The 26,984-nt window shown below is 51.8% G+C and carries 23 protein-coding genes; 20 read left to right on the top strand and 3 right to left on the bottom strand.

The window, feature by feature from the left end:
- The 11 genes from O4H49_RS11575 (at position 1) to O4H49_RS11525 (ending at position 12,069) form a co-directional block, all read left to right on the top strand.
- Positions 1-1,290, top strand: coding sequence for a vWA domain-containing protein (locus O4H49_RS11575; protein WP_269423576.1), 1,290 nt, complete (start codon positions 1-3; stop codon positions 1,288-1,290).
- On the top strand, positions 1,287-1,649 hold the full coding sequence (locus tag O4H49_RS11570) for an XdhC family protein (protein WP_419715222.1): 363 nt from the start codon (positions 1,287-1,289) through the stop codon (positions 1,647-1,649). The genes O4H49_RS11575 and O4H49_RS11570 overlap by 4 nt, the downstream gene beginning before the upstream one ends.
- Positions 1,646-2,341, top strand: a complete 696-nt coding sequence (locus O4H49_RS11565; protein WP_269423575.1) for an XdhC family protein — start codon at positions 1,646-1,648, stop codon at positions 2,339-2,341. The genes O4H49_RS11570 and O4H49_RS11565 overlap by 4 nt, the downstream gene beginning before the upstream one ends.
- Positions 2,338-4,023, top strand: a complete 1,686-nt coding sequence (locus O4H49_RS11560) for a molybdopterin-binding/glycosyltransferase family 2 protein (protein WP_269423574.1) — start codon at positions 2,338-2,340, stop codon at positions 4,021-4,023. Before O4H49_RS11565 ends, O4H49_RS11560 begins: the two co-directional genes overlap by 4 nt.
- Positions 4,013-4,432 (top strand): iron-sulfur cluster assembly scaffold protein, encoded by a 420-nt coding sequence (locus tag O4H49_RS11555; protein WP_269423573.1) that lies wholly within the window; start codon positions 4,013-4,015, stop codon positions 4,430-4,432. Before O4H49_RS11560 ends, O4H49_RS11555 begins: the two co-directional genes overlap by 11 nt.
- Positions 4,416-6,929, top strand: coding sequence for a CHASE4 domain-containing protein (locus O4H49_RS11550; RefSeq protein ID WP_269423572.1), 2,514 nt, complete (start codon positions 4,416-4,418; stop codon positions 6,927-6,929). Before O4H49_RS11555 ends, O4H49_RS11550 begins: the two co-directional genes overlap by 17 nt.
- A 133-nt stretch (positions 6,930-7,062) precedes the next feature.
- Positions 7,063-8,193 (top strand): NADH:flavin oxidoreductase, encoded by a 1,131-nt coding sequence (locus O4H49_RS11545; RefSeq protein ID WP_269423571.1) that lies wholly within the window; start codon positions 7,063-7,065, stop codon positions 8,191-8,193.
- A gap of 148 nt (positions 8,194-8,341) precedes the next feature.
- Positions 8,342-8,647: an ArsR/SmtB family transcription factor gene (locus tag O4H49_RS11540; RefSeq protein ID WP_269423570.1), complete on the top strand. Its 306-nt coding sequence runs from the start codon at positions 8,342-8,344 to the stop codon at positions 8,645-8,647.
- Positions 8,648-8,805: 158 nt separating this feature from the next.
- Entirely contained in the window at positions 8,806-9,675 is an 870-nt protein-coding gene (locus O4H49_RS11535; protein ID WP_269423569.1) for an NAD(P)-dependent oxidoreductase, read from the top strand.
- Positions 9,676-9,871: 196 nt separating this feature from the next.
- On the top strand, positions 9,872-10,927 hold the full coding sequence (locus tag O4H49_RS11530) for a putative transporter (protein ID WP_269423568.1): 1,056 nt from the start codon (positions 9,872-9,874) through the stop codon (positions 10,925-10,927).
- A gap of 158 nt (positions 10,928-11,085) precedes the next feature.
- Complete coding sequence (locus tag O4H49_RS11525) at positions 11,086-12,069, top strand: carbon-nitrogen hydrolase family protein (RefSeq protein WP_269423567.1); 984 nt, start codon at positions 11,086-11,088, stop codon at positions 12,067-12,069.
- Between the two features lie 12 nt (positions 12,070-12,081).
- Here O4H49_RS11525 and O4H49_RS11520 read toward each other — a convergent pair whose 3' ends face one another.
- Entirely contained in the window at positions 12,082-13,755 is a 1,674-nt protein-coding gene (locus tag O4H49_RS11520) for a PAS-domain containing protein (protein ID WP_269423566.1), read from the bottom strand.
- A gap of 272 nt (positions 13,756-14,027) precedes the next feature.
- Between O4H49_RS11520 and O4H49_RS11515 the strand changes: the two genes are divergently transcribed.
- The 4 genes from O4H49_RS11515 to O4H49_RS11500 all read left to right on the top strand — a co-directional run bounded on the left by O4H49_RS11515 (position 14,028) and on the right by O4H49_RS11500 (position 16,942).
- Positions 14,028-15,254: an aminotransferase class V-fold PLP-dependent enzyme gene (locus tag O4H49_RS11515; protein ID WP_269423565.1), complete on the top strand. Its 1,227-nt coding sequence runs from the start codon at positions 14,028-14,030 to the stop codon at positions 15,252-15,254.
- Positions 15,255-15,518: 264 nt separating this feature from the next.
- A complete protein-coding gene (locus O4H49_RS11510; protein ID WP_269423564.1) occupies positions 15,519-15,779 on the top strand; it encodes a PepSY domain-containing protein in 261 nt (86 codons plus the stop codon).
- A gap of 57 nt (positions 15,780-15,836) precedes the next feature.
- A complete protein-coding gene (locus O4H49_RS11505; RefSeq protein WP_269423563.1) occupies positions 15,837-16,376 on the top strand; it encodes a cytochrome b/b6 domain-containing protein in 540 nt (179 codons plus the stop codon).
- 20 nt (positions 16,377-16,396) lie between these two features.
- The gene (locus tag O4H49_RS11500; protein WP_269423562.1) at positions 16,397-16,942 is read left to right on the top strand and encodes a helix-turn-helix transcriptional regulator; all 546 of its coding nucleotides are present in this window, start codon (positions 16,397-16,399) and stop codon (positions 16,940-16,942) included.
- 14 nt (positions 16,943-16,956) lie between these two features.
- On the opposite strand, the gene O4H49_RS11495 is transcribed toward O4H49_RS11500, so the two are convergent.
- The gene (locus O4H49_RS11495) at positions 16,957-17,658 is read right to left on the bottom strand and encodes a GntR family transcriptional regulator (RefSeq protein ID WP_269423561.1); all 702 of its coding nucleotides are present in this window, start codon (positions 17,656-17,658) and stop codon (positions 16,957-16,959) included.
- Positions 17,655-19,034: a formimidoylglutamate deiminase gene (locus O4H49_RS11490; RefSeq protein ID WP_269423560.1), complete on the bottom strand. Its 1,380-nt coding sequence runs from the start codon at positions 19,032-19,034 to the stop codon at positions 17,655-17,657. Before O4H49_RS11490 ends, O4H49_RS11495 begins: the two co-directional genes overlap by 4 nt.
- A 96-nt stretch (positions 19,035-19,130) precedes the next feature.
- Here O4H49_RS11490 and hutG point away from each other — a divergent pair, with 96 nt between their 5' ends.
- The 5 genes from hutG (at position 19,131) to O4H49_RS11465 (ending at position 26,984) form a co-directional block, all read left to right on the top strand.
- Positions 19,131-19,967: an N-formylglutamate deformylase gene (gene hutG, locus O4H49_RS11485; protein ID WP_269423559.1), complete on the top strand. Its 837-nt coding sequence runs from the start codon at positions 19,131-19,133 to the stop codon at positions 19,965-19,967.
- 326 nt (positions 19,968-20,293) lie between these two features.
- Positions 20,294-22,672 carry a NosR/NirI family protein gene (locus O4H49_RS11480; protein ID WP_269423558.1) on the top strand — a complete coding sequence of 793 codons (2,379 nt, stop codon included), beginning with the start codon at positions 20,294-20,296 and terminating at the stop codon, positions 22,670-22,672.
- Between the two features lie 126 nt (positions 22,673-22,798).
- The gene (gene nosZ, locus O4H49_RS11475) at positions 22,799-24,700 is read left to right on the top strand and encodes a TAT-dependent nitrous-oxide reductase (RefSeq protein ID WP_269423557.1); all 1,902 of its coding nucleotides are present in this window, start codon (positions 22,799-22,801) and stop codon (positions 24,698-24,700) included.
- A gap of 26 nt (positions 24,701-24,726) precedes the next feature.
- Positions 24,727-26,061 carry a nitrous oxide reductase family maturation protein NosD gene (locus O4H49_RS11470; RefSeq protein ID WP_269423556.1) on the top strand — a complete coding sequence of 445 codons (1,335 nt, stop codon included), beginning with the start codon at positions 24,727-24,729 and terminating at the stop codon, positions 26,059-26,061.
- Positions 26,058-26,984, top strand: a complete 927-nt coding sequence (locus O4H49_RS11465; RefSeq protein WP_269423555.1) for an ABC transporter ATP-binding protein — start codon at positions 26,058-26,060, stop codon at positions 26,982-26,984. The genes O4H49_RS11470 and O4H49_RS11465 overlap by 4 nt, the downstream gene beginning before the upstream one ends.

Genomic DNA, 26,984 nt, shown 5'->3' with positions numbered 1-26,984 from the left:
ATGCGCTCCCCTTCTCCCTCTCTTTCACCCCAGGTCACAAAAGCGGGCTACCTCGCAGAAAATCTGCTCCACTTTGCCCGCACCCTTCGAAAAGCGGGATTACCTGTTTCCCCATCCCGGGTGCACGAGGCAATTGATGCAATAAAAATCGGCGGACTGTCCCGGCGTGATGATTTTTATGCGACCCTGCGATGTCTGTTCATTACCAGTCATGACCAGCAGGAAATTTTTGACCAGTGTTTTCATATTTTCTGGCGCAACCCCGAACTGCTGGAACGGGCGATGCAGATGCTTCTGCCCACCACCTTTTTGGAAAATGCCCCGAAGGATGAAAAGGATCGGGCCCTGCGCCGGGTAAGTGAGGCCTTTGCCCCCGAACAACAGCCCCACCCACCGCGTGATGACGAGGATGACGAACCCGAGATCGAGTTTGACGCCAGAATGACTGTTTCGGAGGAAGACGTGCTGCGTCATCGTGACTTTGAACAGATGACCAGTCAGGAACAAAGCCAGGCCTTGCAGTTGCTGAGAAAACTGACACTCCCCTCAGAAGATATCCTGACCCGACGCTTTATCCCCGACACCAAAGGCAGGATGATTGATGGCCGCAAAAGCCTGCAGACGAGTCTCCGGCTGGGGGGTGACAGTATCCTTCTGCGTCGGAAGGCCCGCCGTAGGGAAAAATCACCTCTGGTAATTCTCTGCGATATCTCCGGTTCCATGAGCCACTACAGCCGGATGTTGCTCCATTTCATCCATGGACTGAGTTCCGCCCGGGACAGGATACACAGCTTTGTTTTTGGCACGCGCCTGCACAACATCACCCGACAGATGCGCCACAGAGATGTGGATGAGGCCCTTGATGCCGTAGGCAAACAGGTTGATGACTGGTCAGGTGGAACAAGGATTGCCGCAACCCTGCATGACTTCAACAAAACCTGGTCCCGACGCGTGCTGGGGCAGGGCGCCAATGTCCTGCTCATAACGGATGGGCTGGAACGCGAAAGCGATCAGGATCTTTCGTTGGAAATGGATCGCCTGCACCGCTCCTGTCGCAAGCTGATCTGGCTTAACCCCCTGCTCAGGTTCGATGGATTTGAGCCCCGGGCCAAAGGCATACAACTGATGTTACCCCACGTTGACCAGTTCCGGTCAGCCCATAACATCAACAGCCTGGAAAGCCTGGTTGATAGTTTGCAAAGCGGTCCCAGACACAAAAACACCTTCCCGAAATTCAGACAGATCTCCCTCAGCTCAAATATCGATACAACACAAATCCGGAACAGATGATGGCCTCACTTAAAACCACTCCCACGATATCAAACGATTCTGTCCCGGATCTGCTCTCGACGGCAGCCCTCTGGCAGGATCAGGGTCGGAAAGTCGCGTTGGCAACAGTGGTTCAGACATGGGGATCTTCGCCCCGCCCGCCCGGTAGTATGATGATCATTAACGATGAAATGGCCATGTTGGGGTCAGTCAGTGGTGGCTGCATCGAAGGTGCCGTCATTCTGGAAGCCCAAGAGATCATGATCGACGGCAAAGCGCGAACTCTTGAATTCGGGGTTGGCGATGAACAGGCCTGGGACGTTGGGCTGGCTTGCGGCGGAACGATCCGGGTTTATGTTGAGCGATTGGAACAACCATGAAAAGATCCACGCTCGATCAACTGGTTCGGTCACAACAGGACAAACAGACAATGGTTCTGCTGACCGATATGAAAACAGGTTGTCAGGAGATTTTCTATCCTCTCGACCCACAGGCCGCACATCCACTGCTCGACCAGATTCTGGTTGCTGTTCGCGAGGATCTTTCTTTTATTCATGAAGCCCCGGGTATTCATGAAGAGCCCGGCGAACAAACCTTTATCCAGGTTTACAACCCGCCCTTAAGGCTGATTATTGTCGGCGCCGTCCATATCTCCCAGTTTCTTGTCCCTATGGCCCGGATGGCTGGTTATGACGTGACTGTCATTGATCCACGCCGCGCCTTTGGCAATGCGGTGCGTTTTCCTGACTGCTCCATTCTCAATGACTGGCCGGACGACGCTTTGGCCGAACTGAAACCCGACCACCGGACGGCAGTTGTTATTCTGACACACGACCCCAAACTGGACGACCCTGCTTTGGAAATAGCCCTGCCTTCACCCGCTTTCTATATCGGTGCCCTGGGCAGTAGACGTACTCATGCCAAACGGCTGGAACGCTTGAAACACCTTCCCGGACTGGATCGGATAGACGGGCCGGTTGGTCTGGATATCGGCGCGAAAAGCCCCGCTGAAATTGCCCTCTCCATTCTCGGAGCAATCACCGCTGCGCTCCGCCAGGGAGACGAAAAGTGATTTTTGCCGAAATCGAGACCAAAGCCGCAGTTGGGACCTATCTCTCTCATTCAATAAAAATCGCCGAGGGCCGGTTAAGCAAAGGCCACAAACTGACAGAAACCGATCTGCACAATCTTGTCCGTGCCGGTCATCACAAGGTGACAACCCTGCGACTGGAGGCAGGAGATCTGCACGAGGATATCGCGGCGGCCCAACTGGCCAGGGCAGTCTCACAGGAGAACATCACAGTAAAAGAAGCTTTTACCGGACGTTGTAATCTCTATAGCGCAGTGCATGGTCTGCTGATTGCCAAACCGGATGAGGTCAATCAGCTCAATGGAATTGATGAAGCCATCACCATCGCAACCCTTCCCCCCTTCACCGTGGTATATCCCGGGCAGATGGTTGCCACAGCCAAGATCATTCCCCTCTCAGCCCCGGCTAGATCCGTCGAGCTGGCGGGACAGGCCGCCCGGCTATCCGTTGCGCCCTTCAGAAAAAAACAGATAGGCCTTATTCTCACGCGTCTGCCCCAGAGCAAGGACAGCGTTCTTGAGAAAACCCGGCAGGTGGTTGCCCAACGGTTACAGAGCTGTGACAACGATTTACAGACCTGTCTTATAACAGACCACAAGACCGACGCTATAGCCTCTGCTATTCAGGAACTCAGGAACCGCGATCACGATCTGATACTTGTTTTTGGTGCTTCAGCCATTACTGACCGACGTGACAGTCTACCCGCCGGACTGGAAAAAGCAGGTGGAAAAATCCTGCATTTTGGCATGCCGGTTGACCCTGGGAATCTTCTTCTTCTGGGGGAACACAGCGGTGTCCCGGTGATCGGTCTGCCCGGCTGTGCCCGTTCTCCCAAGCTCAATGGTTTTGACTGGATATTGCAACGCTGTCTGGCCGATATAAAGGTCACAGCAAACGACTTAACTTCCCTTGGCTGTGGTGGTCTCTTGTCTGAAATTGTCACCAGACCCCAACCCCGCGAACGAATATCCCAAAGCAATAACCTGTCTGACATTTCTTCTCTTCCCGCGTACAAGATCACAGCGCTACTCCTTGCGGGTGGACAATCCCGCCGCATGGGAAAGCTCAACAAGCTCCTGCAACTGTGGCAGGGAAAACCCATGGTCCAATGGGTCGTGGACAGCCTCGAACAAAGTACAGTTGACAACATCATCGTCGTCACAGGGTATGATGCCGAAAAAATCCGGGCAGAACTGGCTGATGACAAGTTGGATTTTGTACATAACCCCGACTTTGCAGAGGGGCTCAGTACGTCCCTGATCTCCGGTCTCAAGGCTGTCCCCGCGGATAGTGACGCCGTACTGGTTTGTCTCGGGGACATGCCCCTGATCAGTAAAGACCAGATAAACCAGCTGATCAGTGTCTTTGATCCAGAAAACAGTGCTGCCATCTGCATCCCCACCTTTATCGGAAAACGGGGCAACCCGGTTCTGTGGTCACGCCAGTTCATCCCGGAAATGATTACCATAAAAGGGGACAATGGTGCCCGCCACCTGCTGGGGAATTATGCCAGTGACATCCGTGAGGTCCCTATGGACACAGATGCCATACTTTCAGATATTGATACGCCCGAAGCCCTTAAGAACTTACGAGAAAAGTTTACAGAAAAACTTACGGGAAAAATCATGACAAAAATCTGCGAGGATCCCGGCGATGCAGGATGATGCTCTCTACAACAAGTCAATTCTCAAACTGGCTTCTGCTGGCGACAGCCCTCTCGCACATCCAGATATCTCGGTCTTGCATGACAATCCTCTTTGTGGAGACCGGATCACACTCGATCTGACTCTGGACCAGAGAACCATTTCAGCACTCGGCTACAAAGCGCGGTCCTGTGCTCTTTGCAAGGCTTCCGCCGAGTTACTGCGCACCTGTGCCGTTGGAAAAGATCTTGAGACAATAACAAACCTGCACCTGCAATTAAAAATGCAATTAAAAGAACAGGCTGTTCTTACCTTTTCTGCTCCCTGGAAGAAATTTTCCCTGTTCCAGCCAGCTGTTCCGATCAAGAACCGGCACAGCTGCATTTTGCTTCCTTTTCAGGCAATCGAAAAAATTGAAAGGAAAAATTAAACTAAAAGATGTACAGCTTGTAACGACAACCATTGAAAATTCCGCTGTAACGACGCACTATGACGCGCAAAGTCCGGGAGAGGAAAGCGGCAGCAAGATGACAATCCAGAGTAAAATCGGCTCGTTGTTGGCTGTGCTTTTTCTCGCACTGATCCTGTTCAGTGCAGGAATTCTCTATAAGGTCATTATTCCCCAGTTCAAAAATCTCGACCATGACAATGCCATACAGAGTGCCCGTCAGATCCTGAACACTCTCAATGATGAACTGGCGCATCTGGTGGTCTATTCCAGCGACTGGGGTATATGGGATGACACGTACAACTATATGGACAGCAGGGATGTTAATTTCATCAACTCCAGCGCACCTGATGAAACCCTGGTCTTTACAGATATTGATCTGCTCGGCTTCATCAATATGGACGGAGAGCTGGTCTGGGGTCGATGGCGGAACATTGAAGAAGAAGGATACAGTGACCTCGACCTGAAATATAGTACTCATCAAACCATCCGGCATTTCTCGCCAGAAAATGTCATCGCAAATGAATCAATCTCTGGCTATATCCAGACCCGGCAAGGGCCGATGTTACTCGCGGCCTATCCAATTCTTAAAAGCAATGGTGACGGCCCGCCCAACGGGATAGCGATCATAGGGCGTTTTCTTGATCAGAAACGCCTCGATAAAATTGCTGCAGACCTCAATGTCGTTTTTCATAAAATATCAACTGACCCTGAAGCACTGCCTCCGAAGCATCCCATCCCGGAGGATCTTTTCACAGAAACGATTGATCCCGGCAACGTCGCTCTCTATAGCCCCGCGGATGAAGAAGTTTTTTATTCCTTTTTCGATATCAGGGATGTTACCAGCGTTTCCCTGATGCGACTGGTCCATCCCCACCCGATGGATATCCTCGCTAAAGGGCAATTCGCCATCAGTTCCGCCTTGCAGCTAATTGCCGCTTTTTTTGCCATCACCTTGTTTTTTGTGGTGATTACCTTGCGCCGGATTGTGGTTTTGCCCCTGGCCACCCTGCGCGACAAGATCACTTCCCTGGGGCATGGCCGCGAGCACTCGGACGGAACCAGCAAGCCTTCACACTCCAACGAACTCCAACTCGCACTCCAGAGCTTTGATGCAATGGAGGAAGAAATTCGGGAACATCAGAATGAGCTGGAAAACAAGGTTCGCGACCGGACACGATGGCTCCAGGAAACCAATGGACAGTTAGAAAGAGAGATCAGGGAGCGGCAGAAAACAGAACAGCGTCTCCTTGCAGCCAAGCTTGATGCGGAGAAAGCAAACCAGAGCAAATCTGAATTCCTCGCCACTGTCAGCCATGAAATCAGAACACCGATGAACGGCGTGGTTGGAATGACCAGTCTCCTGATGGAAAGCAATCTGGATCAGGAACAAAAAGAATACTTGCAATCAATCAGCAAGTCAGCAGATCACCTTCTGGTTCTCATTAATGATATCCTCGACATTTCCAAACTGGAAACCGGTACCAGCGAACTTCAGCACCATGATTTCAATATCGCCGAGCTGCTCAATTCTGTCATCACAGCAAAATCTCCTCATGCGACAGCAAAGGGGCTCAAGCTGGTTAATGAGCTGGATCCTGCTCTGCCACTCTGGTTACAGGGCGACCCGACCAGATTAAAACAGATGCTGTACAATCTGCTCGCAAATGCGATCAAGTTTACAAACAAGGGACAAATCAAGGTCACTATTTCTGCCGCTTTGCCTCTCGAAGGTACCACTCAGATGGTTTATTGCTGCGTCAAGGATAGCGGCATCGGCATAGCCGCAGAAGATCAAAGAAGAATTTTTGAACGCTTTACCCAGGTCGACGGGTCTGCCAGTCGCAAACACGGCGGGGTGGGTCTCGGACTATCCATCGTCAAGCATCTCTGTGACCAGATGGGGGGAGAAGTCGGCCTGGAAAGTACTCCGGACGAAGGCAGTCTGTTCTGGTTTAAAATACCTTTGGAAATAGGCAAAGCACCTGGCGGAGAAGCTGAAGTTTCTTCTGAACCAACACCGGTTTTCGTCGAGGAAACCGTCGACGATAGCACCACTCCGATATCTCCCCCTTTACAATCCGAGAACATCAGTGCGGATTCACTGCATATCCTCATTGCTGAAGATAATCAGATAAACCAGATGCTCCTGACAAAATTTCTCTCCAAAAAGGGGCATCGGATTGATGTCGTCATCAATGGCAAAGAAGCATTCCAATTCGTAAAGCAACAAACCCCTGATGTTATCCTGATGGACATCCAGATGCCCGATATGGATGGTATACAGGCAACACAAAAAATACGTACCCTCGAAGGCGAGAAAGGAAGGGTTCCGATCATCGCCGTAACGGCCAACGCCATGCAGGGAGACCGCGATAGTTACCTTGCAGCAGGTATGGATGACTATCTGTCAAAGCCTGTTGATTTCAAAAGACTTATTGAACTGATCCACCACTACACTCATCTCTCGCAAAAGTAATCCCCTTGGGTCGGGTATCATTTATTTTCACCTGCATATTGATATTTCTCGATATATGATTATTTCAATTTTATCCTGTCTCCGACGAGACCACATAAACAAGACCTGATTACAGACTGATGAGTAAGATACAATGAACAGTACGACCGACCTTGAGACTATCGCCCCGCTTTTCAAACCCTTCCGTTTGGGTTCACTTGACCTGGCCAACCGTGTTGTAATGGCTCCCATGACCCGTCTGCACAGCCCAAACGGCATCCCCGGCGAAGATGTTGCAGCTTACTATCGCCGCCGGGCAGAAGGTGGTGTCAGCCTGATCATCACTGAAGGAACCTACATCGACCACAAAGCAGCCAATGGCTATGATAATGCACCAGCTTTTTACGGTGAAAAAGCATTGGCCGGGTGGAAAAAAGTGGTTGAAGAGGTCCATGCTGCCGGAGGAAAGATCATCCCCCAGATCTGGCATGTCGGTTCCGTTCGCCGGGCCGGCCTGCAACCCGACCCGGCCGTTCCGGGTCAGGGACCTTCTGAAATCCGCGAGGACGATCATGTCGTGGTACAGCAGATGAGCATTGATGACATCAAAGAAGTTATCGCGTCTTATGTCCGCGCTGCCCTTGATACCCAAAAACTTGGGTTTGACGGGATCGAAATCCATGCTGCCCATGGGTATCTCATCGACCAGTTTTATTGGGAGGGAAGTAACCACCGCCAGGATGCCTACGGTGGCTCACTTGAAAAAAGATCCCGCTTGGGCCTGGAAATTGTTACCGCAATCCGTGCTGCTGTTGGCCCTGACTTTCCGATTGTTTATCGTTTCTCTCAATGGAAGGGCCAGGATTACAATGCCAGGATCGCTCAAAGCCCTGAAGAGCTGGCACGTATACTACAACCGCTTGCCCAGGCTGGTGTCGATGTCTTTCACGCCAGTACCAGACGCTTTTGGGAACCCGCTTTTGAAGGTTCCGAAGACAATCTGGCCACCTGGGCGCGAAAATTAACCGGCAAGCCCGTTGTTACCGTTGGCTCGGTTAGCCTCGACAAACAGTTTTCATCTGGAATTTTTTCAGGAACAGAAGACCCCAAAGCTGCAACAACCGATCTCAAAGAACTCAATCGTCGCCTGGCGCGAGATGATTTCGATCTGGTCGCGGTTGGCCGGGCGCTGCTCAGCGATCCACAGTGGGCCAACAAAATGAAGGCCGGTCAACTGGACCTGATCACGCCATTTGACAAGGAAGCCTTGCAAAGCCTGACCTGATAAAAGCTCTCGCAACTGCCCTCCATCAGGGAGTGGCAGTTGCAAGAACACTCATTGGCGATTAGCATCACCAACCTGTAGCAAGAGAAACACTCACTGGAACAAATCTCCGTCAGAATTTTTCACTAAATGGACTCCCTCTAAGCTGATGAGCGTGGAAATCAACGAGATACTGAAAGCCCTGTCCAACCCGACCCGACGGGCTATTCTGCAATGGCTGCGCGAACCGGAAAAACATTTTCCGCCGCAACCTCTCGACATGGCAGAATACGGAGTATGTGTCGGGCGGATTCAGGAAAAAGCAGGGCTTTCCCAATCAACGACCTCGCTCTATCTGGCAACCCTGCAGCGGGCCAATCTGGTCTCTTCCCAACGGCACGGACAGTGGACCTACTACAAACGGGAAAACCAGACGATACTGAAATTTATCCGTGTCCTGGAAGAATCACTCTGAATTCCTTAAGCAGTACAAATTGTACCTTCTTTAAAGCAGACAATTTTCAGCTTCCCTTGCGTCACCTCCGGCAAGTTTCTAAGCTCTTTTCCGAAATGATTTTCTGATTTTGCGCCCGCGCCTGATCAGATCGCCCCGGATGATTGAAGGAACAAAACATGGCTAAAGTCGCATTCGTCGGTTTGGGAGTTATGGGCTACCCCATGGCAGGACACCTTGCTGCAAAAGGACATGATGTCACCGTCTACAACCGCAGCACGTCCAAGGCCGAGGCCTGGGTCAAAGCCCACAAGGGCAACAAGGCCAACACCCCACGCAGCGCAGCCGAAGGGGCTGAGATCGTCTTTTGCTGTGTTGGCAATGACGATGATCTGCGGTCGGTGGTCCTCGGCGAAAACGGTATCTTCGCAGGCATGACACCCGGTGCCGTACTGGTGGATCACACCACCGCCTCGGCAGACGTCGCCCGGGAACTGGATGGCATCGCCCGCGAGCAAGGGCTTCATTTTATTGATGCGCCCGTTTCTGGTGGTCAGGCCGGAGCCGAAAACGGGGTACTGACTGTTATGTGCGGCGGGGAACAGACCAGTTTTGACCGCATCAAACCCGTTGCCGACTGTTTTTCCCGCGCGGTGACCCTGATGGGCCCCGTTGGCTCAGGGCAGCTCACCAAGATGGTCAATCAGATCGCCATTGCCGGGCTGGTTCAGGGGCTGAGTGAAGCCATGAATTTCGGTCAGAAAGCCAATCTCGATATGGCCAAGGTCATCGATGTGATCTCCAAAGGTGCAGCTGGCTCCTGGCAGATGGAAAACCGGGGCAGCACCATGTGCGAAGGCAAGTTCGACTTTGGCTTTGCCGTTGACTGGATGCGCAAGGACCTCGGCATTTGTTTTGAAGAGGCCCAGCGCAATGGAGCGCGCCTGCCCGTGACCCACCTGATCGACCAGTTCTACGCCCAGGTCCAGGGCCGGGGCGGCAAACGCTGGGACACCTCCAGCCTGGTGCATCTGCTGCAAAACGACTGATCCTTTTCTCATGGACTAAAGTCCTCATGATTTTGTACTCGCAGCCGCGTAAAAACCTGTGATAAACATTCCGCTACAGAAGGTATTCTCAAGGATGCAGAGGATACCTTCTTCTATCGTCTGCCATGATCTCGCCTTACCTTCTTGTCAGTATGGCACCTGTCATAAATCTTGAGTCCTCAAGAGAAAGAAATCCATGTTTCACAGCTTCTTCAAATCCAAGGAATGGGCCCTCTGGGCCTATGGCGGTGGAGCGATCCTTATCATATCTCTATGGGTACAGGTTCAGTTCACTGTGGCTTTTAATGCTTGGTATGGCCGCTTCTATGATCTTTTGCAAAATGCAAAGGACTATTACGAGAAACCAGCAGAAGGGGTCACTCTTTTTTACGATAATATCATTAGCATTGATTATGTGATAAATGGATTTGAAGGTGAGCCTTCGTTTTTCGTCCTCGCTACTCCGTACATTATCCTTGCAACTGTAACAGCCTGGTTCACCCGGATGTACGGCTTATCGTGGAGGGAGGCTATGACATTTAATTTCATCCCTCGTTGGCGCATCGTCGAAGAAGAGATAGAGGGTGCCTCCCAGCGTATCCAGGAAGACTGTAATCGCTTTGCCCGAATTGTTGAATCACTCGGCTTACAAATTATCCGGGCAGTCATGACTCTTATTGCTTTCCTTCCCATCCTTTGGGACCTAAGTGAAAAAGTTGATATCCCGGTTTTCCGTGACATAGAGGGGTCATTGGTTTGGCTCGCCCTTCTCGTCTCCCTCGGTGGCATGGCAATTTCCTGGTTTGTCGGAATAAAGCTGCCTGGACTCGAATATAATAATCAACGTGTGGAAGCTGCATTCAGAAAACAACTGGTTTTAGCTGAAGACAACAAGGCTATCTATGCAAATCAAGAAAGTCTGTTCGAGTTATTTACCGGAGTTCGCTTTAACTACAGGCGGCTCTACTGGCACTACGGATATTTTGATGTCTGGCTCAATAGTTACGATCAATTTATGATTATCGTTCCTTACCTGATCATGGGACCGAGCCTGTTTACTGGCGCGATTTTACTTGGAGTAATGGTGCAAGTATCCAACGCATTCCAAAAAGTTCATGGCAGTTTCTCTCTCTTCTTACAAAATTGGACAACCATCACCGAGTTACGCTCGATCTATCGCCGCTTGCATGAATTCGAGCACAATTTGCAGCGATATGAAAAACCTCAAAGCGGGGCTTCTCTGGCAGTTTGATTTCACCCCTGACAGACCCTTCTTCCAAAGGCGGCAGGATATCCTGCCGCCTTTTCACATTCTTGCGCTATTCGTTCTGTCGCCCGTCATCTGGCTTTGATCTCTACTCGAACCTGCATCTAAACTTCTCCACGACATTAATCCTGTGGAAGAAAAAGATGACTGCCCTGAACGCCTCCAATAAAGATCTCCTCACTGTTGGCCTTGCCCAGATCACCCCTGTCTGGCTCAATCGAGACGCCACATTGGCAAAGATTTCTGACTATGCTTCACAGGCCGCGGATCAGGGCTGTGATCTCGTCGGCTTTGGCGAAGCCTTGGCGCCGGGCTATCCATTCTGGCTGGATCGTACCGACGGTGCCCGCTTCAACTCGGATATCCAGAAAGAGATCCATGCCCGCTACCTCGACGAAGGCGTCTGTATCGAACGGGGTGATCTCGCCCCGCTTTGCGCTTTGGCAAAAGATCGCGGGATTGCGATCTATGTCGGCATAATGGAACGCCCCCTGGATCGGGGTGGCCACAGCCTCTATTGCACACTGGTCTATATCGACAAACAAGGCCAGATCGGCTCGGTTCATCGCAAACTGATGCCAACCTATGAAGAGCGTCTTTGCTGGGCGGCGGGGGACGGACATGGCCTGCGCACCCACCCTCTCGGCAGCTTTACTGTTGGCGGCCTGAACTGCTGGGAAAACTGGATGCCGCTGGCCCGGGCCTCGCTTTACGCGCAGGGCGAAGATCTGCATTTTTCCTGTTGGCCCGGCGGCTCCCACAACACCCACGATCTACCTGGCTTTATCGCCAAGGAATCCCGTTCCTATGTCATGTCGGTCTGTGGTTTGATGCGGATCGAAGACATTCCTGCCGATGTTCCTCACCGGGATCTGATCATGGGGAATGAGACCAGGGGGCTGCTTGCCAATGGTGGGACCTGCCTGATGGGACCGGATGGACAGTGGGTGATTGAGCCGATCATTGGGGAAGAGCGTCTGGCCGTGGCAACCATTGATCATCGGATGGTCCGCCGGGAACGCCAGAATTTTGATCCTGCCGGGCACTACTCCCGCCCGGACATAACCCAGTTGGTTGTTGACAGAACCCGTCAATCCACCCTGGTGATCAAAGACCCGGCAAAATAAAATTCAGGTTTTCTAATGCAGAAGGCGGTCAATTTGTGGCTGCTCTTCTGCATGCCCCGCTTTTTGAGATTTATCCAACGGGTCATACCTCAAGCGTTCTTTAGGGAAAAACAATGTAACCGTCGTTCCCTCACCTGGTTCACTTTCCAGTTCGATCGTTCCTCCGTGCATTTCCATAAGGTTGCCCACGATATGCAGACCCAGTCCGGTGCCTTCCTGCTTGCGGGTCAGACTGTCCCCCGCCTGTACAAAGGGCTCCATAACCCGCTTCAGATCTTTCACGGCAATCCCGATCCCTGTATCCCGCACCGTGAGCAGCAAACCACTCTGGCGCGAGGCCGATGCGGAAACCTCTATTTTTCCGCCCTCAGGAGTAAACTTGACGGCATTGGAAAGCAGATTGATCAGGACCTGCTTAACGCGGCGGGGATCAGCAAAAAGAAGCGGAAGGTCTATGGGAAAACGGGTATCTATCGCAATATTGCTATTCTCAGCCCGCGTTGCCACAATCTGGATACTGGCCTGGGTGATTTCTCCCAGGTCAAAGCTGACCTCACGCAACTCGATTTCTCCGGCTTCGAGCTTTGAGACATCAAGAACATCATTCAGAACCTCAAGCAGGTGAACCCCGGCAGAATTAATGTCCGTACAATATTCAACATAGCGCTCTTGCCCCAAAGGTCCGAATATTTGCTTCTTCAGCAGCTCCGAGAAACCGATAATACAGTTCAGGGGTGTACGCAGTTCGTGGCTCATATTTGCCAGAAACTCAGTTTTGGCCCGATTTGCCAGCTGCTCCTGCTCCATGGTCTGTAACAGACGTTGTTCTGTCTTGATCCGGTTATCCAGCTCCTGTTCCAGTTCTCGCGTGCGCAAACTGACCCGCTGTTCCAGCTGCCTGTTGGCTTCGGCCAAAGCTGCTGCTGATTTATGCTGTTCGGTTATATCGGTATAGGTCGTGACAAAACCGTCAGACACGGGATGACCAGAAATTTCTATCACCCGGCCGTCTCGCAATTTTCGGATAAATCGATGTGATTTGAACCGGGCTGCCAGCTCCATGCGATCCGCTACCAGCAGCTCGACATCGCCAGCGCCATATTCCCCTCTTTCCGCATTAAAACGAAACAGTTCCGACAGGGGGATTCCCGGCCTGAGCTGTTCAGGGGGGAACTCCATCACTTCACAAAAACGTTCATTCCAGAGAACCAGATCAAGATTATGATCAAACAGGGATATTCCCTGACTGATACTCTCCACCACAACCTTTAACTTGGCAGCGACGGTTTCCAGCCCCCCCGCACAGTAGGGGGTCGCATCTGTTGCAACTAGGCTAAGCCCACCTCCGGACAGATCGGCAGTTGTCAGCTGCACCAGTTTCTTCGTTTGCAGCAGGATCACCACCGGCTGCTGTTTGCCAAAAAGCTCCTGGCACCGTTCAAGGCCACTGCTTCTGCCTTGATCCCTAACGGCAGGTCCAGTAGCGGCCCCTTCTTCCCCCAAACAATGTTTCAGAATCTGAACCATCGGAGTTCCTGCCTGAACAAGCATCAAGGGCAGACCAAGAAACATCTGGAAATCAGCATTACAACCGACCAGGCATTTATCCGAGTCAAAAAAAGCGATCGTCTGTTTTGGCAAATACAACGGATTTTCTGCTGTTGTAAGGCCAGACACTATGCTCATTCGAAGAATCTCGTCATGGTAAATATATGTCGTCCTTAATATCAGGTGTTAATATCAGGCTTGGTTTCCCGCCTCAGGGCAAACGCAAGCGGTCATAATACTTTCTGCTTTATTAATAAATTCTATCATTCAGTGTAAGTATCTGAAGGCCGAGGCTGAAAAGCTGGGTAGCGGAATGACTTGACGCAAAGCAGAAAAAGACTGTTTGATAATGGCTCTGCGTCCACGATCAACAGATCGTGCCTTCCCCTTTCCTGTCCCGCGAGCTTTTCATGACCCGCCTTGATCTCGATTTTATCCGCGCCCAGTTCCCTGCTTTTGAAGAACCTTCTTTGCAAAACTGGTCCTTTTTCGAGAATGCGGGCGGATCTTATGCCTGTACCCAGGTGATTGAGCATCTGAACCGCTATTATCGGCAAACCAAGTTACAGCCCTACCACCCCTTTCCTGCTTCTGAACGGGCTGGGCAGGAAATGGATCAGGCGTTAAGCAGGCTCGCCTCCTATCTAAATGTTGGAGAAGACGAGATAGATCTTGGTCCGTCCACCAGCCAGAACACCTATGTTCTGGCCCAGGCCTTTCGGGCGATCTTGCAACCCGGAGACGAAATCATTGTCACCAATCAGGATCACGAGGCCAATTCCGGTTCCTGGCGCCGCTTATCCGAAAGCGGGATTGTCATTCGGGAATGGCAGGTCGATCCACAAACCGGTTATCTAGATCTAGAAGTCCTCGACCAGCTCCTTGGCGACAAAACCCGTCTGGTAACCTTTCCACACTGTTCGAACATTATTGCGCAGGTCAACCCTGTTGCAGAAATTACCCGTCGGGCACATGCTGTCGGTGCCCGTGTCGTGGTTGATGGGGTTTCTTATGCAGGACACGGCTTTCCTGATGTCAAGGCTCTCGAAGCTGATATTTACCTGTTTTCACTTTATAAAACCTTTGGCCCGCATCAGGGCTTAATGGTTGTCCGGAAAGAAACCCGGGAAGCCCTAGCCAATCAGGGCCATTTTTTCAATGCAGACCTTGTTCATAAACGCCTCACCCCGGCCGGGCCAGATCATGCCCAGATCGCGGCATCTGGTGGCATTATCGACTATTTTGATGCGGTTCATACACACCACTTCAAGGATCAGCCGGACGCGGCAAGGCGGGGACACCAGATCCACGATCTATTCCAGGCCCAGGAAAAAGCCCTGATGGCGCCCTTGCTCGAATATATCCGCAACCGCAACGATGTCAGGCTCCTTGGTCCCGATACGCCGACGGACAGGGCACCGACGATTTCTATGGTCGTTAAAGGAGGCGGTCGTGCTGCAGCAGAAAAATTGGCGAAGCATGGCATCATGGCTGCCGGGGGCCACTTCTATTCCTTTCGGCTTTTCGAGGGAATGAATCTCGATCCTGCAGCAGGGGCTCTGCGCGTTTCCTTCGTCCACTACACCAGCCCGGACGATATCGAAAAACTGATCAAGGCTCTGGACGCTACTCTTTAGCAGTCCCTCCTGACCTCAGAGTGCGTTCAGATCCTTGTAAGGGCTGAAGCCTGGTTGGAAAACAGAGTAAATTTTCCCGCAAATTATCTGTTGTGTATCGGGATTAAACCTTTGCCGGTCCCTGTTTCAGCCGATGGATCTTGCATAAACTTTTGATATAAACCTTGCAATATAAGCCTTTGACCAATGGGTTTATGGCCCCGACTTCCCCAGGTTCTGTTCTCGAGACCACTTTTTTAATATCTCGTTACAAAGGACAGAACCATGAAACACACCATTCTCTATTCAGCAATCGGGCTCCTGACACTTGGCGGTGTCGCTTTCGCCAGCAATCTGGATGGCCAATATGCCGGAAAATCAGAAGCAGAGATCACCCAACAGCTGGAAAGCATGGGGTATGAAATCCGCAGCATTGAAAACGAAGATGATTATCTCGAGGCCTATGCCCTGAAAGACGGCGTGCGTTATGAAGTCTATATCGATCCTCAGACCGGAAAGGTCATCAAGATCAAAGAAGACGATTAATAACGCAGATCAGGGGCAGCACAGCTTGCTGCTCCCTGTTTTTCAAGGGGAACGACCATGCAATCCATCAAGGTATGGGATATTTTTATTCGCTTGTTTCACGGCGCAACCGCCTTGTTTTTCCTGCTCAATTTTTTTGTCACGGAAGACGGTGGCAAGCTGCACAGCTTGCTGGGGTACGCACTGCTTATTCTTATTATCTTGAGAATAGTCTGGGGTTTTATCGGCTCATATCATGCCCGTTTTGATAATTTTGTGCCGACGTCAACACAGCTGAAAGAACATCTGAAGCGACAGTTTTTCCGGCACCAAGAAAATCATGTCGGCCACAACCCGCTTGGGGCACTGATGGTGCTGAACCTTCTTGGCTCTCTCGCCCTGTTGAGTCTGACTGGTATTCTTTCTGAAACCGTTTTTTTCTGGGGCATGAAATGGCTTGAGGAACTGCATGAATTTTTGGCAAATTATACAATGCTTTCCGTAATATTTCACCTTCTCGGCGTTGTCTGGGAAACCAAACGCTCTAAAATCAATCTGGTAAAAGCGATGATAACCGGCGTAAAAGAAATGCCGGAGATTATTGGAAAAAACAGGTAACTGCGAGAAGAAGGTCATTCATGTCCAGCACATCACCCGGCCCTGCCAATCCTGTATTCAATCGGCGTGTGATGCTCTGGATACTTTTGTTTGTCCAGATCAGCGGCACGCTTTTTTTCCTGTCTGATGCCCTGGGAGATCAGTTCTTCGCCAGTCAACACTTCCCGGGGCTGGACCACGATGTTACCGAATTTTTTGTCGTCGTCGCCATGAGCATCAGCGTGGCTTTCACCGCGACAGAGATAAAACGCGTGCTGTATCGGCAGCGCCGGATGGAAGAGCAACTCAGGATCGCCTCAGGCGCATTTGCCCAGATGCTGGACCAGTATTTTATCGAATGGACCTTGACCCCTGCCGAGCGCGAGGTTGCCCTCTTTCTGATCAAGGGGCTGTCGTTTTCTGACATTGCCCAGCTTCGCCAGACACGTGAGGGGACAATCAAGGCACAGTGTAACGCGATCTACAGGAAGGCCTCGGTATCAGGACGCCCACAGCTTCTCAGCTTTTTTATTGAAGAACTTCTTGCTGATGAGCTGATGCCTTCAACGCCAGTGCCTCAATCCTAAGATGGATATAGTTTTTATAGTTCCGTATGGACTCGGTATCCCGGTGCATAGGCCAGACGGACAAGGGTAACTGGAATATCACCGTTCCATGTTGTGCGGTCTATTACGAAAATTGCCGCCCCTTTTTTTGCTTCCAGTAGCTCGGCCTCAAGTTCCGTGGCATTCGCTGCTGAAAAAGTGATGTCTCCACGGGTAAAAGGCGCGTTTTGCACCAGCCATTCATTGGCATCAATAGACTGAAAATTGACAGACCGGATTGCTTCAATGGCCGAGATGTTGACCCAGCGATCCTCATACAGAAAGGGGCTGTTATCTGCATAGTGCAGGGTGCGAACATGCAGCATCGGAATCTTGTCAGACAGGCCGAGCCTTGTTGTTACGACAGCTGGCGGCAAGGTTTCCTCTCGTTCGAGGATTACATGACGCCAACGCCACCCGCGCTGCTCAACTTCCAGACGGGTAATGGGAATTTCAAGTGTTGCCTTGCGTGTCGGGTTCAGCGCAACACGGGTTCCTGCCTTGCGCCGTCGCTCGACAAGTCCGGCTTCTGCCACCTCGCGCAACGCACGATTGACAGTGGCCCTGGCACAGCCAAATTCCTCGGCCAGATCAACCTCATTCGGTATCTGATCTCCCGGCAGCCAGACACGCTCGACGATACGGCGCATCACCTCCGCCTTGATCGTCTGCCAGCTGTTGATCTCCGATAGCGTCAAACTCTGTCCCTAAGCGATTTCATTGTCTTTTTGTAACGTTCAACCAGCAGATCGTGCTTGATGTGCCGTCCTTCTTTTACCAGATGACGGCCCGCTGACCAGACATCGGTAATCATTCGGTCATCGCCAGCAAAGATATAGCTGTCCAGCAGCGCATCCCCCTCTTTCCCAAGCAGATCCACTGCATTGGCATCCAGCGCAAAAATATCTGCCGTCTTGCCCGCTTTCAGAACCCCTGCATTCCGTTGCCCGGCCTGGGCTCCCCCCAAGGCTGCTCCCTCAAGCAGCACGCGTCCGGTTGACTGTGTTGCTGTTGCCAGTACCGCACGGCCCCGATCGCGTAACCGTTGGGAATACTCCAGTGTGCGCAGCTCTTCCGCCAGGGAAATCCGGATATTGGAGTCAGAGCCGATCCCGAATTTCCCGCCTGCAGCCAGATAGCGTACGCCGTCAAAAATTCCGTCCCCAAGACTGGACTCGGTGATCGGACAAAGCCCGGCTACGGCACCTGATCTGGCTAGCCCTTCAGTTTCGTGCGGCTCCATATGGGTTGAATGGATCAGACACCAGCGATTATCAACCTCGTGGTTTTCAAGCAGCCATTCCATCGGGCGCTTGCCCCATGCCGCCTGAATTTCCTCGATTTCGGCAGTTTGCTCTGCAATGTGCATATGCAGCGGAGCCTTCGGAGCCAGGCCCGCTGCAAAAGTCAGCCCTTCCTGACTAACCGCGCGCAGGGAATGCGGCGCAACACCCAAGCGGCTATCATCGGGCAAGACATCAAGCGCCTTGCCAGCAGCCTCAAACAGCTTCTGGAAACGTTCAGGACTATTGCCAAAACGGATTTGCCCCGGTCCAAGTACACGACCATCACAGCCTCCGTGTTCGTAAAGCACCGGCAATAGGGTCAGGCCAATCCCGGTTTCAGCCGTGGCAGCGATCACGCGACTGGAAAGTTCCCCTATATCGTCATAGGAAATACCGCCAGCTTGGTGATGGACATAGTGAAACTCACAAGCCGCAGCATATCCGGCTTCCAGCATCTCCATCTGAACAAAGCCCGTGATGGCTTCAATGTCATCCGGTGTCAGATGGTCAAGAAAACGGTACATCAGCTTGCGCCAGGTCCAGAAACTGTCGCGTGGATCCTGTCCACGGGTCTCTGTCATACCAGCAAGAGCGCGCTGGAAAGCATGGCTGTGGAGATTGGTTGGGGCCGGCAGGAGAATTCCAAAGCTCTCGCCCTCGGCAACAGACTGCGGAGCGGGGCAATTTGCTTCCACAGTTGAGATTACGCCATCAACGCCAATGGTTACCCGAACGTTTTTTTCCCAGCCTCTGTCGGTCAGGGCCTGCTCCGCCCACAAATGTCTCACTCTGCTTCTCCGGTCATCATCTTGACAAAGTATTATGTGCAGACATAATACTAAAAAGTTCACCCTGATCAAGCCCGTTTGCAAGCGAGGTTCCTTATGCCCTCTTCCAGTTCACATCCTTCGACCCCAGCTGTTGTAACCGTGACAAGGGGAAACAGTCCTGTGGTTCTCGGTATGCCCCACACAGGTACATGGCTCCCCGCAGATATACTGGAAAAGCTGAATGAAACCGGGAAAATGCTGACGGACACCGACTGGCACATCGATCAGCTCTATACCGGTCTGTTACCAGAAGTAACAATCGTCAAAGCCAACTTTCACCGCTATGCCATTGATGCCAACCGTGATCCCAGTGGAGTCAGTCTCTATCCCGGACAGAACACCACTAGTCTCTGCCCGCTGACAGACTTTGATAATCAGCCGATCTATCAGGCAGGTCAGGAACCGGATGCAGATGAAATCGAACGCAGGCGCACGCTGTTCCATGGTCCCTATCATGAAACACTTGCCAGCGAACTGGAACGGGTTCGCCAGATTCATGGCTCAGCCATTCTATATGACTGTCACTCAATCCGCTCGCATATTCCCTTTCTCTTTGATGGCAAGCTGCCAGATTTTAATATCGGCACAAATAATGGTGAAACCTGTCACCCTCTGATTGAACAGACAGTTCAAGGTATTTGTCAAAAGGCAGAAGACTTTACCACTGTTCTTAACGGGCGCTTCAAGGGTGGCTGGACAACACGTCATTATGGACAGCCAAAAACCGGAATTCACGCAATCCAGATGGAACTGACCCAGGCGACCCATCTGGCAGGGGAACAGATCCCCTTTGACTATGACAAGGCCAAGGCTGACCTCCTCCGCCCATACCTTAAGGCAATTCTTGATCAGCTCACACAACTGGTTCTTTCAGGCAGCCTACGCCCCTGAATTCGCTCTTGCTGATTCACAGAGCCGGATTCCTTGCCGATATTTTAAGGATGCCAAAGATATCGCCATTAGTGCGTAATTTCTCTGTTGCAGCAATCAAACCGACTCAAAACCTTCCCCCTCTGCCCTTTTACCCATATGGGGTAGAGGGTTAAGCGAGAAGAAAACGGTTACACAATACTTCTTCCCCCCAATCGCGCGCAGCCGCCATAACATTCACCTGAAGCACTTCTTTTTTCGTTTATTGACCTACATCAAGGGCAAGCCCCTGTGACAGGCAGAATATCGCTCTGTCAGGACTTAATGGATGCGAAGGGAGTTGTCGCGTGCCAGACCAAAAGGCGTGGGCTCAAGATACTAAAAATTTACACCAAGGCTCAGACACAGCTGCCCTAACGCCTGTTTTCTCACAAGGCACGGTCCTTGTTCATGCCGTTGTCGCCCTGCTGGTGTCCTTAAGTTTATTGTTTGTTCTGACTGCACCAGGCTTGGCGGAAAGTAAAAGTTATGCCGCTCCGTCCGGCGGTAATTTTGCCCGCTATAGCAACGAAATCATCGCAGAAGAGCTTTTCCCTGGCGCCAGCAGTCTCGAACCGGTTGCGGCGACACCCCCCTATGCCAAAATCATTGCTGATGGCGAAGAAGTTGGTTTTGCCTATCTCAATACCGATTTTGTCAATGCGACAGGCTATTCCGGCAAACCCATTCACGTCATGGTCGGCATTGATCTCAAGGGCGTGATTACCGGTACAAAACTGGTTAAACACAGCGAACCCATCGTGCTGATCGGAATTCCGGAAAAAAAGATCACCAACTTTATGGCTGGCTACACTGGCATTGACACCATAGCCCGTACAGGAAAAGGCCGGGATACCGGCGAAGTGGACATGATCAGCGGTGCGACCGTCACAATTATGGTGATCGAGGATTCAATTTTCCGTTCTGCCATCAAATTTGCCCGCCATATCGGCATTGGCGGATTGAGTGCGGCTGTCGAGCAGCAGCCGAGCGAACGCAGAACTGTAGACCTGAGCCAGACAACACCCGTGGACTGGGAAACCCTGCTTGGTAACGGTGCCGTCAGACACCGGGTTATCAGCCTTGGCGGAATCAATGCCGCCTTTGCTGAATCCGGTGATCCTGTTGCCGCCAAAAGACCGGAAAAAGGTGATCCCGAAGAAACCTACATCGACCTCTATCTTGCCCCGGTTTCTGTTCCTGTTATCGGACGAACCCTGCTTGGCGAAGCCGAATACCAGAACCTTCTTGCCAGCCTGGAGCCAGGACAGGAAGCGATAATGGTTTTTGCCAATGGCCGGTATTCTTTCAAGGGATCAGGCTATGTTCGCGGTGGAATTTTTGACCGCTTCCAGCTGATTCAGGGCGAAAACAGCGTTCGATTCCGCGATAAACTTCATACCCGTATCGGCGATCTCGAAGCAGAAGGCTCTCCGGCTTTCAAGGAAATCGGTATTTTCAGAATTCCGACCAACGTTCCTTTCAACCCGGCTGAAACCTTTAGAATCGAGCTTCTGGCCAACCGCGAAGTTGGCGCTATCAAGAAAGTATTCCTTGCCTTTGATCTGAGCTATGACCTGCCCGCCAGCTATGTCAAAGTCGAGAAACTGGCTCCCGTTCTTCCCGCAGCAATCAGCCCAGAAGTCACAGCGACAGATCAATCAGAAGATGCCAGTCGCACCGCGCTCTGGAAACGCATGTGGGATCTGAAACAACTTGAAATTGGCGCACTGTCCCTCGCGCTCGCGGTACTGACTGTTATCTTCTTCTTCCAGGATTGGCTGGTCAAACATCCGCGCCTGCTTGTCTGGACCCGGAACAGCTTTCTGACCTTTACCCTGTTTTTTGTTGGCTTCTATGCCCAGGCCCAATTGTCTGTTGTCAACGTCCTGACTTTCTTCAACGCCCTTCTGACTGACTTCAGCTGGAACTATTTCTTGATGGAGCCCCTGATCTTCCTGCTTTGGCTCTCTGTTGCTGGCGGATTACTATTCTGGGGTCGTGGTGCCTATTGCGGTTGGCTTTGTCCCTTTGGTGCCTTGCAAGAACTGGTGAACCAGATTGCCAAACGCTGCAAAGTCCCTCAGTTTGAGCTGCCCTGGGGACTGCACGAACGCCTCTGGCCCTTAAAATATATCATCTTCCTCGCACTGTTTGGCCTCTCACTCTACTCTTTGCAGGATGCAGAACATTGGGCTGAGATTGAACCCTTCAAAACAGCCATCATTCTCAAATTTGCCCGCGAATGGCCCTGGGTGCTCTTTGCAATCAGCCTGTTGGCCGCCGGACTATTTGTCGAAAGATTCTATTGTCGTTATCTCTGTCCACTTGGCGCCGCCCTGGCGATCCCCGGACGCATGCGCATGTTCGAATGGCTGAAACGGCATCCGAAAGACTGTGGAAAACCCTGCCAGACCTGCGCCAAGGAATGCATGGTCCAGGCAATCCACCCCACAGGCGAAATCAACCCGAATGAGTGTCTCTATTGCCTGCACTGTCAGGTCGTCTATCACGACGATCATCGCTGCCCGCCCATGGTGCAGAAGCGCAAACGCAGCGAACGGCTTCAGGACATGCAAAGCAAAAGCGCAGAGCTAATCAAGGGAGGGTGTCCCGCTGCCGAGATCCCCGATTTCATCGGGGTAGATGACAAGAAACAAGCTGTCCTTTCTGCCAAAGGCAAATAGGACAAAGCTGCTTCGGGTCGACAAAAACCCGAAGCAGCCGAGCCGTCACCGTAGGGGTGACTACCCGCCAGGCCTGTTGAGTGGTGAGACAAGCGACAGACCGGCACATTAAAGAGGAGCACAGACATGTCTGAAAATAAAGGCCTGTCCAGAAGAGATCTATTAGGTGGTTCTGCCAAGTTGGCCACCATTGCCGGTGTCGGCGCAGCAACAGGAGCCGCTGTTGTCAGCGGCCTCCCGACAGCCGCCCAGGCTTCCGGCAATAACCTCGCCGCCGTTGAACCGGGGCAACTCGACGAATATTACGGCTTCTGGTCATCCGGCCAGGCTGGTGAATTGCGTATTCTTGGCTTGCCTTCCATGCGTGAACTGATGCGTGTGCCGGTTTTCAACCGTTGTTCTGCCACAGGTTGGGGCTTGACCAACGAGAGTAAAAAGATTCTGACCGAAAACCTGCTGCCAAAAACAAAAAAGTTCCTTGAGACCCGTGGCGGGGACTACATGAACGGGGATCTGCATCACCCGCACATGTCCTTTACCGACGGAGCATACGATGGCCGTTATCTCTTCATGAATGACAAAGCCAACACTCGCGTAGCCCGTGTTCGCTGTGACATCATGAAGGTCGATAAAGTCATCGAAATTCCGAACGCGTCTGATATTCATGGTCTGCGCCCGCAAAAATACCCACGCACCGGATACATTTTTGCCAACGGCGAACACAGAATTCCTTTGCCAAACGACGGCTCTGTTCTGGATGACCCAAGTAAATACGTTGCTATATTCAGTGCCATCGACGGCGACACAATGGAAGTCAAATGGCAGGTCAAGGTCAGTGGGAACCTCGACAACGTTGATGCCGATTACCAGGGCAAGTATGCCATCTCCTCTTGTTATAACTCTGAAGAGGGAACCACACTTGCCGAAATGACATCCTCAGAGCAGGACCACTGTGTTGTTTTCAATATCAAACGCATCGAGGAGGCTGTCGCAAAGGGTGATTATGAGGTTTATGAAGGAGGGGTACCTGTTGTCGATGGTCGCAAAGGTTCTCCACTAACAACCTACATTCCAATATCAAACAGCCCCCATGGCGTGAATGCAGCACCGGACAAGCGCCACATCGTGATCAATGGCAAGCTGTCACCAACAGTGTCAGTGATCGACGTTGAGCTTCTGGACGATGTCTTCGAAGGTAAAATTGCCCCAAGAGACGCCATTGTCGCTGAACCACAACTGGGACTTGGCCCGCTTCATACTGCTTTCGATAACCGTGGTTTCGCCTATACAACTCTCTTCCTCGACAGCCAGATTGCCAAGTGGGACATCAGCAAAGCAATCCGGGCCTATAAAGGCGAAGAAGTTGACCCCATCATTCAGAAAATCGATGTTCAATATCAACCCGGCCATAACTCGACCACTATGGGCGAAACTTCTGAAGCTGACGGTAAATGGCTGATATCACTAAATAAATTCTCAAAAGATCGCTACATAAATGTCGGACCGCTGAAACCTGAGAATGAGCAATTAATCGACATTTCCGGTGATGAAATGAAAATCGTTCATGATGGTCCGACCTTTGCCGAACCCCATGACTGTATTCTTGTTCACCGATCCGTTGTGAATCCTGCTCATATCTACAAACGGGACGATCCGACCTTTGCCGATACCATTGCCATGGCCAAGGCTGACGGAATTGACCCGGAAGACTGCCAGGACGTTGTTCGTGATGGCAACAAGGTACGGGTGTATATGACCTCGGTAGCACCAGAGTTCAGCCTTGAGAAATTCACCGTCAAACAGGGTGATGAAGTCACCATCGTCATCACCAACCTGGATGACGTTGAAGACCTCACTCATGGCTTTACCCTTGCCAACTACGGCATCGCCTTCGAAATCAGTCCGCAACAGACCGCCTCGGCCACCTTCATTGCTGATCGGCCCGGTGTGCACTGGTTCTATTGCCAGTGGTTCTGCCACGCCCTCCATATGGAGATGCGCGGCCGGATGCTGGTCGAACCAGCCTGATCAACCTGATTAGCAGAGTGAAAATCATGCCCTGTGCCCCTCGCAGAAAATCCTTCTCCTGCCGCAGCATCCTTGCCCTTGGTTGCTGTCTGTTCGGACTTGGGTTTCCTGAGATAAGCCAGGCCGAGATTTTCAGGGTATCTCCAGAATCTCTTCCCTTAACAGAGGTTCTGGAGAAAGCCCGCGACGGTGACAAAATCATTCTTTCCGCTGGCACTTATAATGGCCCGATCCTGATCAACCAGAGCATCACACTACAGGGTGAAAGCGGCGCCATTATTGACGGACAGGCAAAAGGCCACGCAATTGAGGTTCTGGCACCTGATACTCTTATATCAGGGCTGAAGATCATCAATTCAGGCCAGGATCTTTCCCGCCAGGATGCAGGGATCTTTGTCAGTAAATCAGCCACCGGAAGCCGGATTTCTAACAACCACCTCCAGAATAACCTGATTGGAGTCTATCTATGGGGGCCGAGCCAGGCCGTGGTAGAAAACAATCTGATTGAAGGGTTACAGGTCCTGCAGGTCAATGACCGGGGCAACGGCATCCAGATCTGGAATTCTCCGGGATCAGTGGTCGAAGGCAACACCGTCCGCTATGGCCGGGATGGCATCTTCACCACAACCAGCAAGAAAAACATATTTCGAAACAATACATTCGAACAGACCCGCTTTGCCATCCATTACATGTATACCAACGACAGCGAGGTTTCCGGGAATATTTCACAGGGGAACGATGTCGGCTTTGCCCTGATGTTCTCGAAAAATCTCACCGTAAGAAACAACCGCTCGATCCATGACCGGGAACATGGCTTCGCCCTGAATTATGCCAACCAGTCCCTTTTCGAAGAGAATCAGGTGCAAAACGGCGGGGTAAAGTGCGTGTTCATCTATAATTCCAGCAAGAACAGCTTTCGCCGCAACCATTTTGAAGGCTGCGAAATCGGCATTCATTTCACTGCAGGTTCAGAAAGAAACTCCGTCACCGAGAATGCCTTTATAGACAATCAGCACCAGGTTAAATATGTCGGCACCCGCAGCCTCGACTGGTCTGAAAACAACCGGGGAAATTACTGGAGCGACAACCCTTCTTTTGACCTCAATGGCGACGGGATTGCCGACAGTGTCTATCGCCCGAACGATGTACTCGACCATGTGATCTGGGCTTATCCCTCGGCCAAGCTCCTGATCAATTCACCCGCACTTGAAATTCTGCGCTGGTCACAATCCCAGTTCCCCTCGCTGCAACCCGGCGGAGTCTACGACAGCGCCCCGCTGATGACCCCGCCCGAAATTTCTGCCCTCCGGATCTCCGGGCCAGATGGAAAACCTCCTGCCACAAAGGCGCCCCTTCAATGACAGACAGCAACAGCATCTCTCTCAATCAGGTCAGCAAGTGGTACCCCTCACACAAGGCGGTAAGCGATGTTGATCTCTTTGTTCCCGAAGGCTGCCTCATGGCCCTGGTCGGCCACAATGGCGCGGGTAAAACAACGCTGATGAAGCTGATCCTTGGGCTAATCAGACCAACAGCGGGAAACCTGACCATTCTGGGTAAGGACCCCTGCGATCGGGACGCGTTTAACCGACGCGAAGGAATTGGCTTCCTGCCCGAAAACGTCTCTTTCGAGCCAAACATGACAGGCCGGGAGCTGATTCGTTTTTATGCCCGGCTAAAACACGAAAGTGACAAACGCTGTTTTGAACTGATGGAAACTGTCGGTTTGGGCGATGCGATTGATCGACGCCTCAAAACCTACTCCAAGGGGATGAAACAGCGCCTTGGCCTGGCTCAGGCCCTGCTCGGAAAGCCACGTCTGCTGCTGCTTGACGAGCCAACATCCGGCCTAGATCCAGCAGCAAGACAACAGTTCTATGACATCATCCGCGATCTGCGTAACGAAGGGGTTACGATCCTGCTTTGCTCCCATGTTCTCACGGAACTCGAAGCCCAGACAGATGCCGTCACCGTCATGAATTCCGGCCGTGTGGTTGCCTCTGGTTCGCTCGAACAACTGCGTGAACGCGCCGGACTTCCCCTGAACATTCGGGTTACCGTCAAGGAAGGCATGACAGAAAAAATCGCCACTCCTTTACGTCAACATCAGGCGCAGATCACCCGTCTCAATGGTCGACACCTCGAACTGGAATGCCCACCTCAGGCAAAAATGCAGCTGTTACGTCATCTCGGAGAGCTCGGCTCGGTTGTCGAAGACATCGAGCTTTTCAACAGTTCTCTCGACCAGCTTTATGCCGTGTTCAGCACCAGAAAAGGAGCCTGA

Origin of the sequence: Kiloniella laminariae, from assembly GCF_027214005.1 — a bacterium.
In the GTDB taxonomy this organism is placed as follows: domain Bacteria; phylum Pseudomonadota; class Alphaproteobacteria; order Kiloniellales; family Kiloniellaceae; genus Kiloniella; species Kiloniella laminariae_A.
The sequence above is the reverse complement of the archived record's forward strand: the minus strand, read 5'-3'. Positions and strand labels throughout refer to the sequence as shown.

Excerpts from the sequence above, each read along its gene's own strand:
- O4H49_RS11575 (WP_269423576.1), top strand. The coding sequence starts at position 1 with ATGCGCTCCCCTTCTCCCTCTCTTTCACCCCAGGTCACAAAAGCGGGC.
- O4H49_RS11570 (WP_419715222.1), top strand. The coding sequence starts at position 1,287 with ATGATGGCCTCACTTAAAACCACTCCCACGATATCAAACGATTCTGTC.
- O4H49_RS11565 (WP_269423575.1), top strand. The coding sequence starts at position 1,646 with ATGAAAAGATCCACGCTCGATCAACTGGTTCGGTCACAACAGGACAAA.
- O4H49_RS11555 (WP_269423573.1), top strand. The coding sequence starts at position 4,013 with ATGCAGGATGATGCTCTCTACAACAAGTCAATTCTCAAACTGGCTTCT.
- O4H49_RS11545 (WP_269423571.1), top strand. The coding sequence starts at position 7,063 with ATGAACAGTACGACCGACCTTGAGACTATCGCCCCGCTTTTCAAACCC.
- O4H49_RS11540 (WP_269423570.1), top strand. The coding sequence starts at position 8,342 with ATGAGCGTGGAAATCAACGAGATACTGAAAGCCCTGTCCAACCCGACC.
- O4H49_RS11535 (WP_269423569.1), top strand. The coding sequence starts at position 8,806 with ATGGCTAAAGTCGCATTCGTCGGTTTGGGAGTTATGGGCTACCCCATG.
- O4H49_RS11530 (WP_269423568.1), top strand. The coding sequence starts at position 9,872 with ATGTTTCACAGCTTCTTCAAATCCAAGGAATGGGCCCTCTGGGCCTAT.
- O4H49_RS11525 (WP_269423567.1), top strand. The coding sequence starts at position 11,086 with ATGACTGCCCTGAACGCCTCCAATAAAGATCTCCTCACTGTTGGCCTT.
- O4H49_RS11520 (WP_269423566.1), bottom strand. The coding sequence starts at position 13,755 with ATGAGCATAGTGTCTGGCCTTACAACAGCAGAAAATCCGTTGTATTTG.
- O4H49_RS11515 (WP_269423565.1), top strand. The coding sequence starts at position 14,028 with ATGACCCGCCTTGATCTCGATTTTATCCGCGCCCAGTTCCCTGCTTTT.
- O4H49_RS11510 (WP_269423564.1), top strand. The coding sequence starts at position 15,519 with ATGAAACACACCATTCTCTATTCAGCAATCGGGCTCCTGACACTTGGC.
- O4H49_RS11505 (WP_269423563.1), top strand. The coding sequence starts at position 15,837 with ATGCAATCCATCAAGGTATGGGATATTTTTATTCGCTTGTTTCACGGC.
- O4H49_RS11500 (WP_269423562.1), top strand. The coding sequence starts at position 16,397 with ATGTCCAGCACATCACCCGGCCCTGCCAATCCTGTATTCAATCGGCGT.
- hutG (WP_269423559.1), top strand. The coding sequence starts at position 19,131 with ATGCCCTCTTCCAGTTCACATCCTTCGACCCCAGCTGTTGTAACCGTG.
- nosZ (WP_269423557.1), top strand. The coding sequence starts at position 22,799 with ATGTCTGAAAATAAAGGCCTGTCCAGAAGAGATCTATTAGGTGGTTCT.
- O4H49_RS11470 (WP_269423556.1), top strand. The coding sequence starts at position 24,727 with ATGCCCTGTGCCCCTCGCAGAAAATCCTTCTCCTGCCGCAGCATCCTT.
- O4H49_RS11465 (WP_269423555.1), top strand. The coding sequence starts at position 26,058 with ATGACAGACAGCAACAGCATCTCTCTCAATCAGGTCAGCAAGTGGTAC.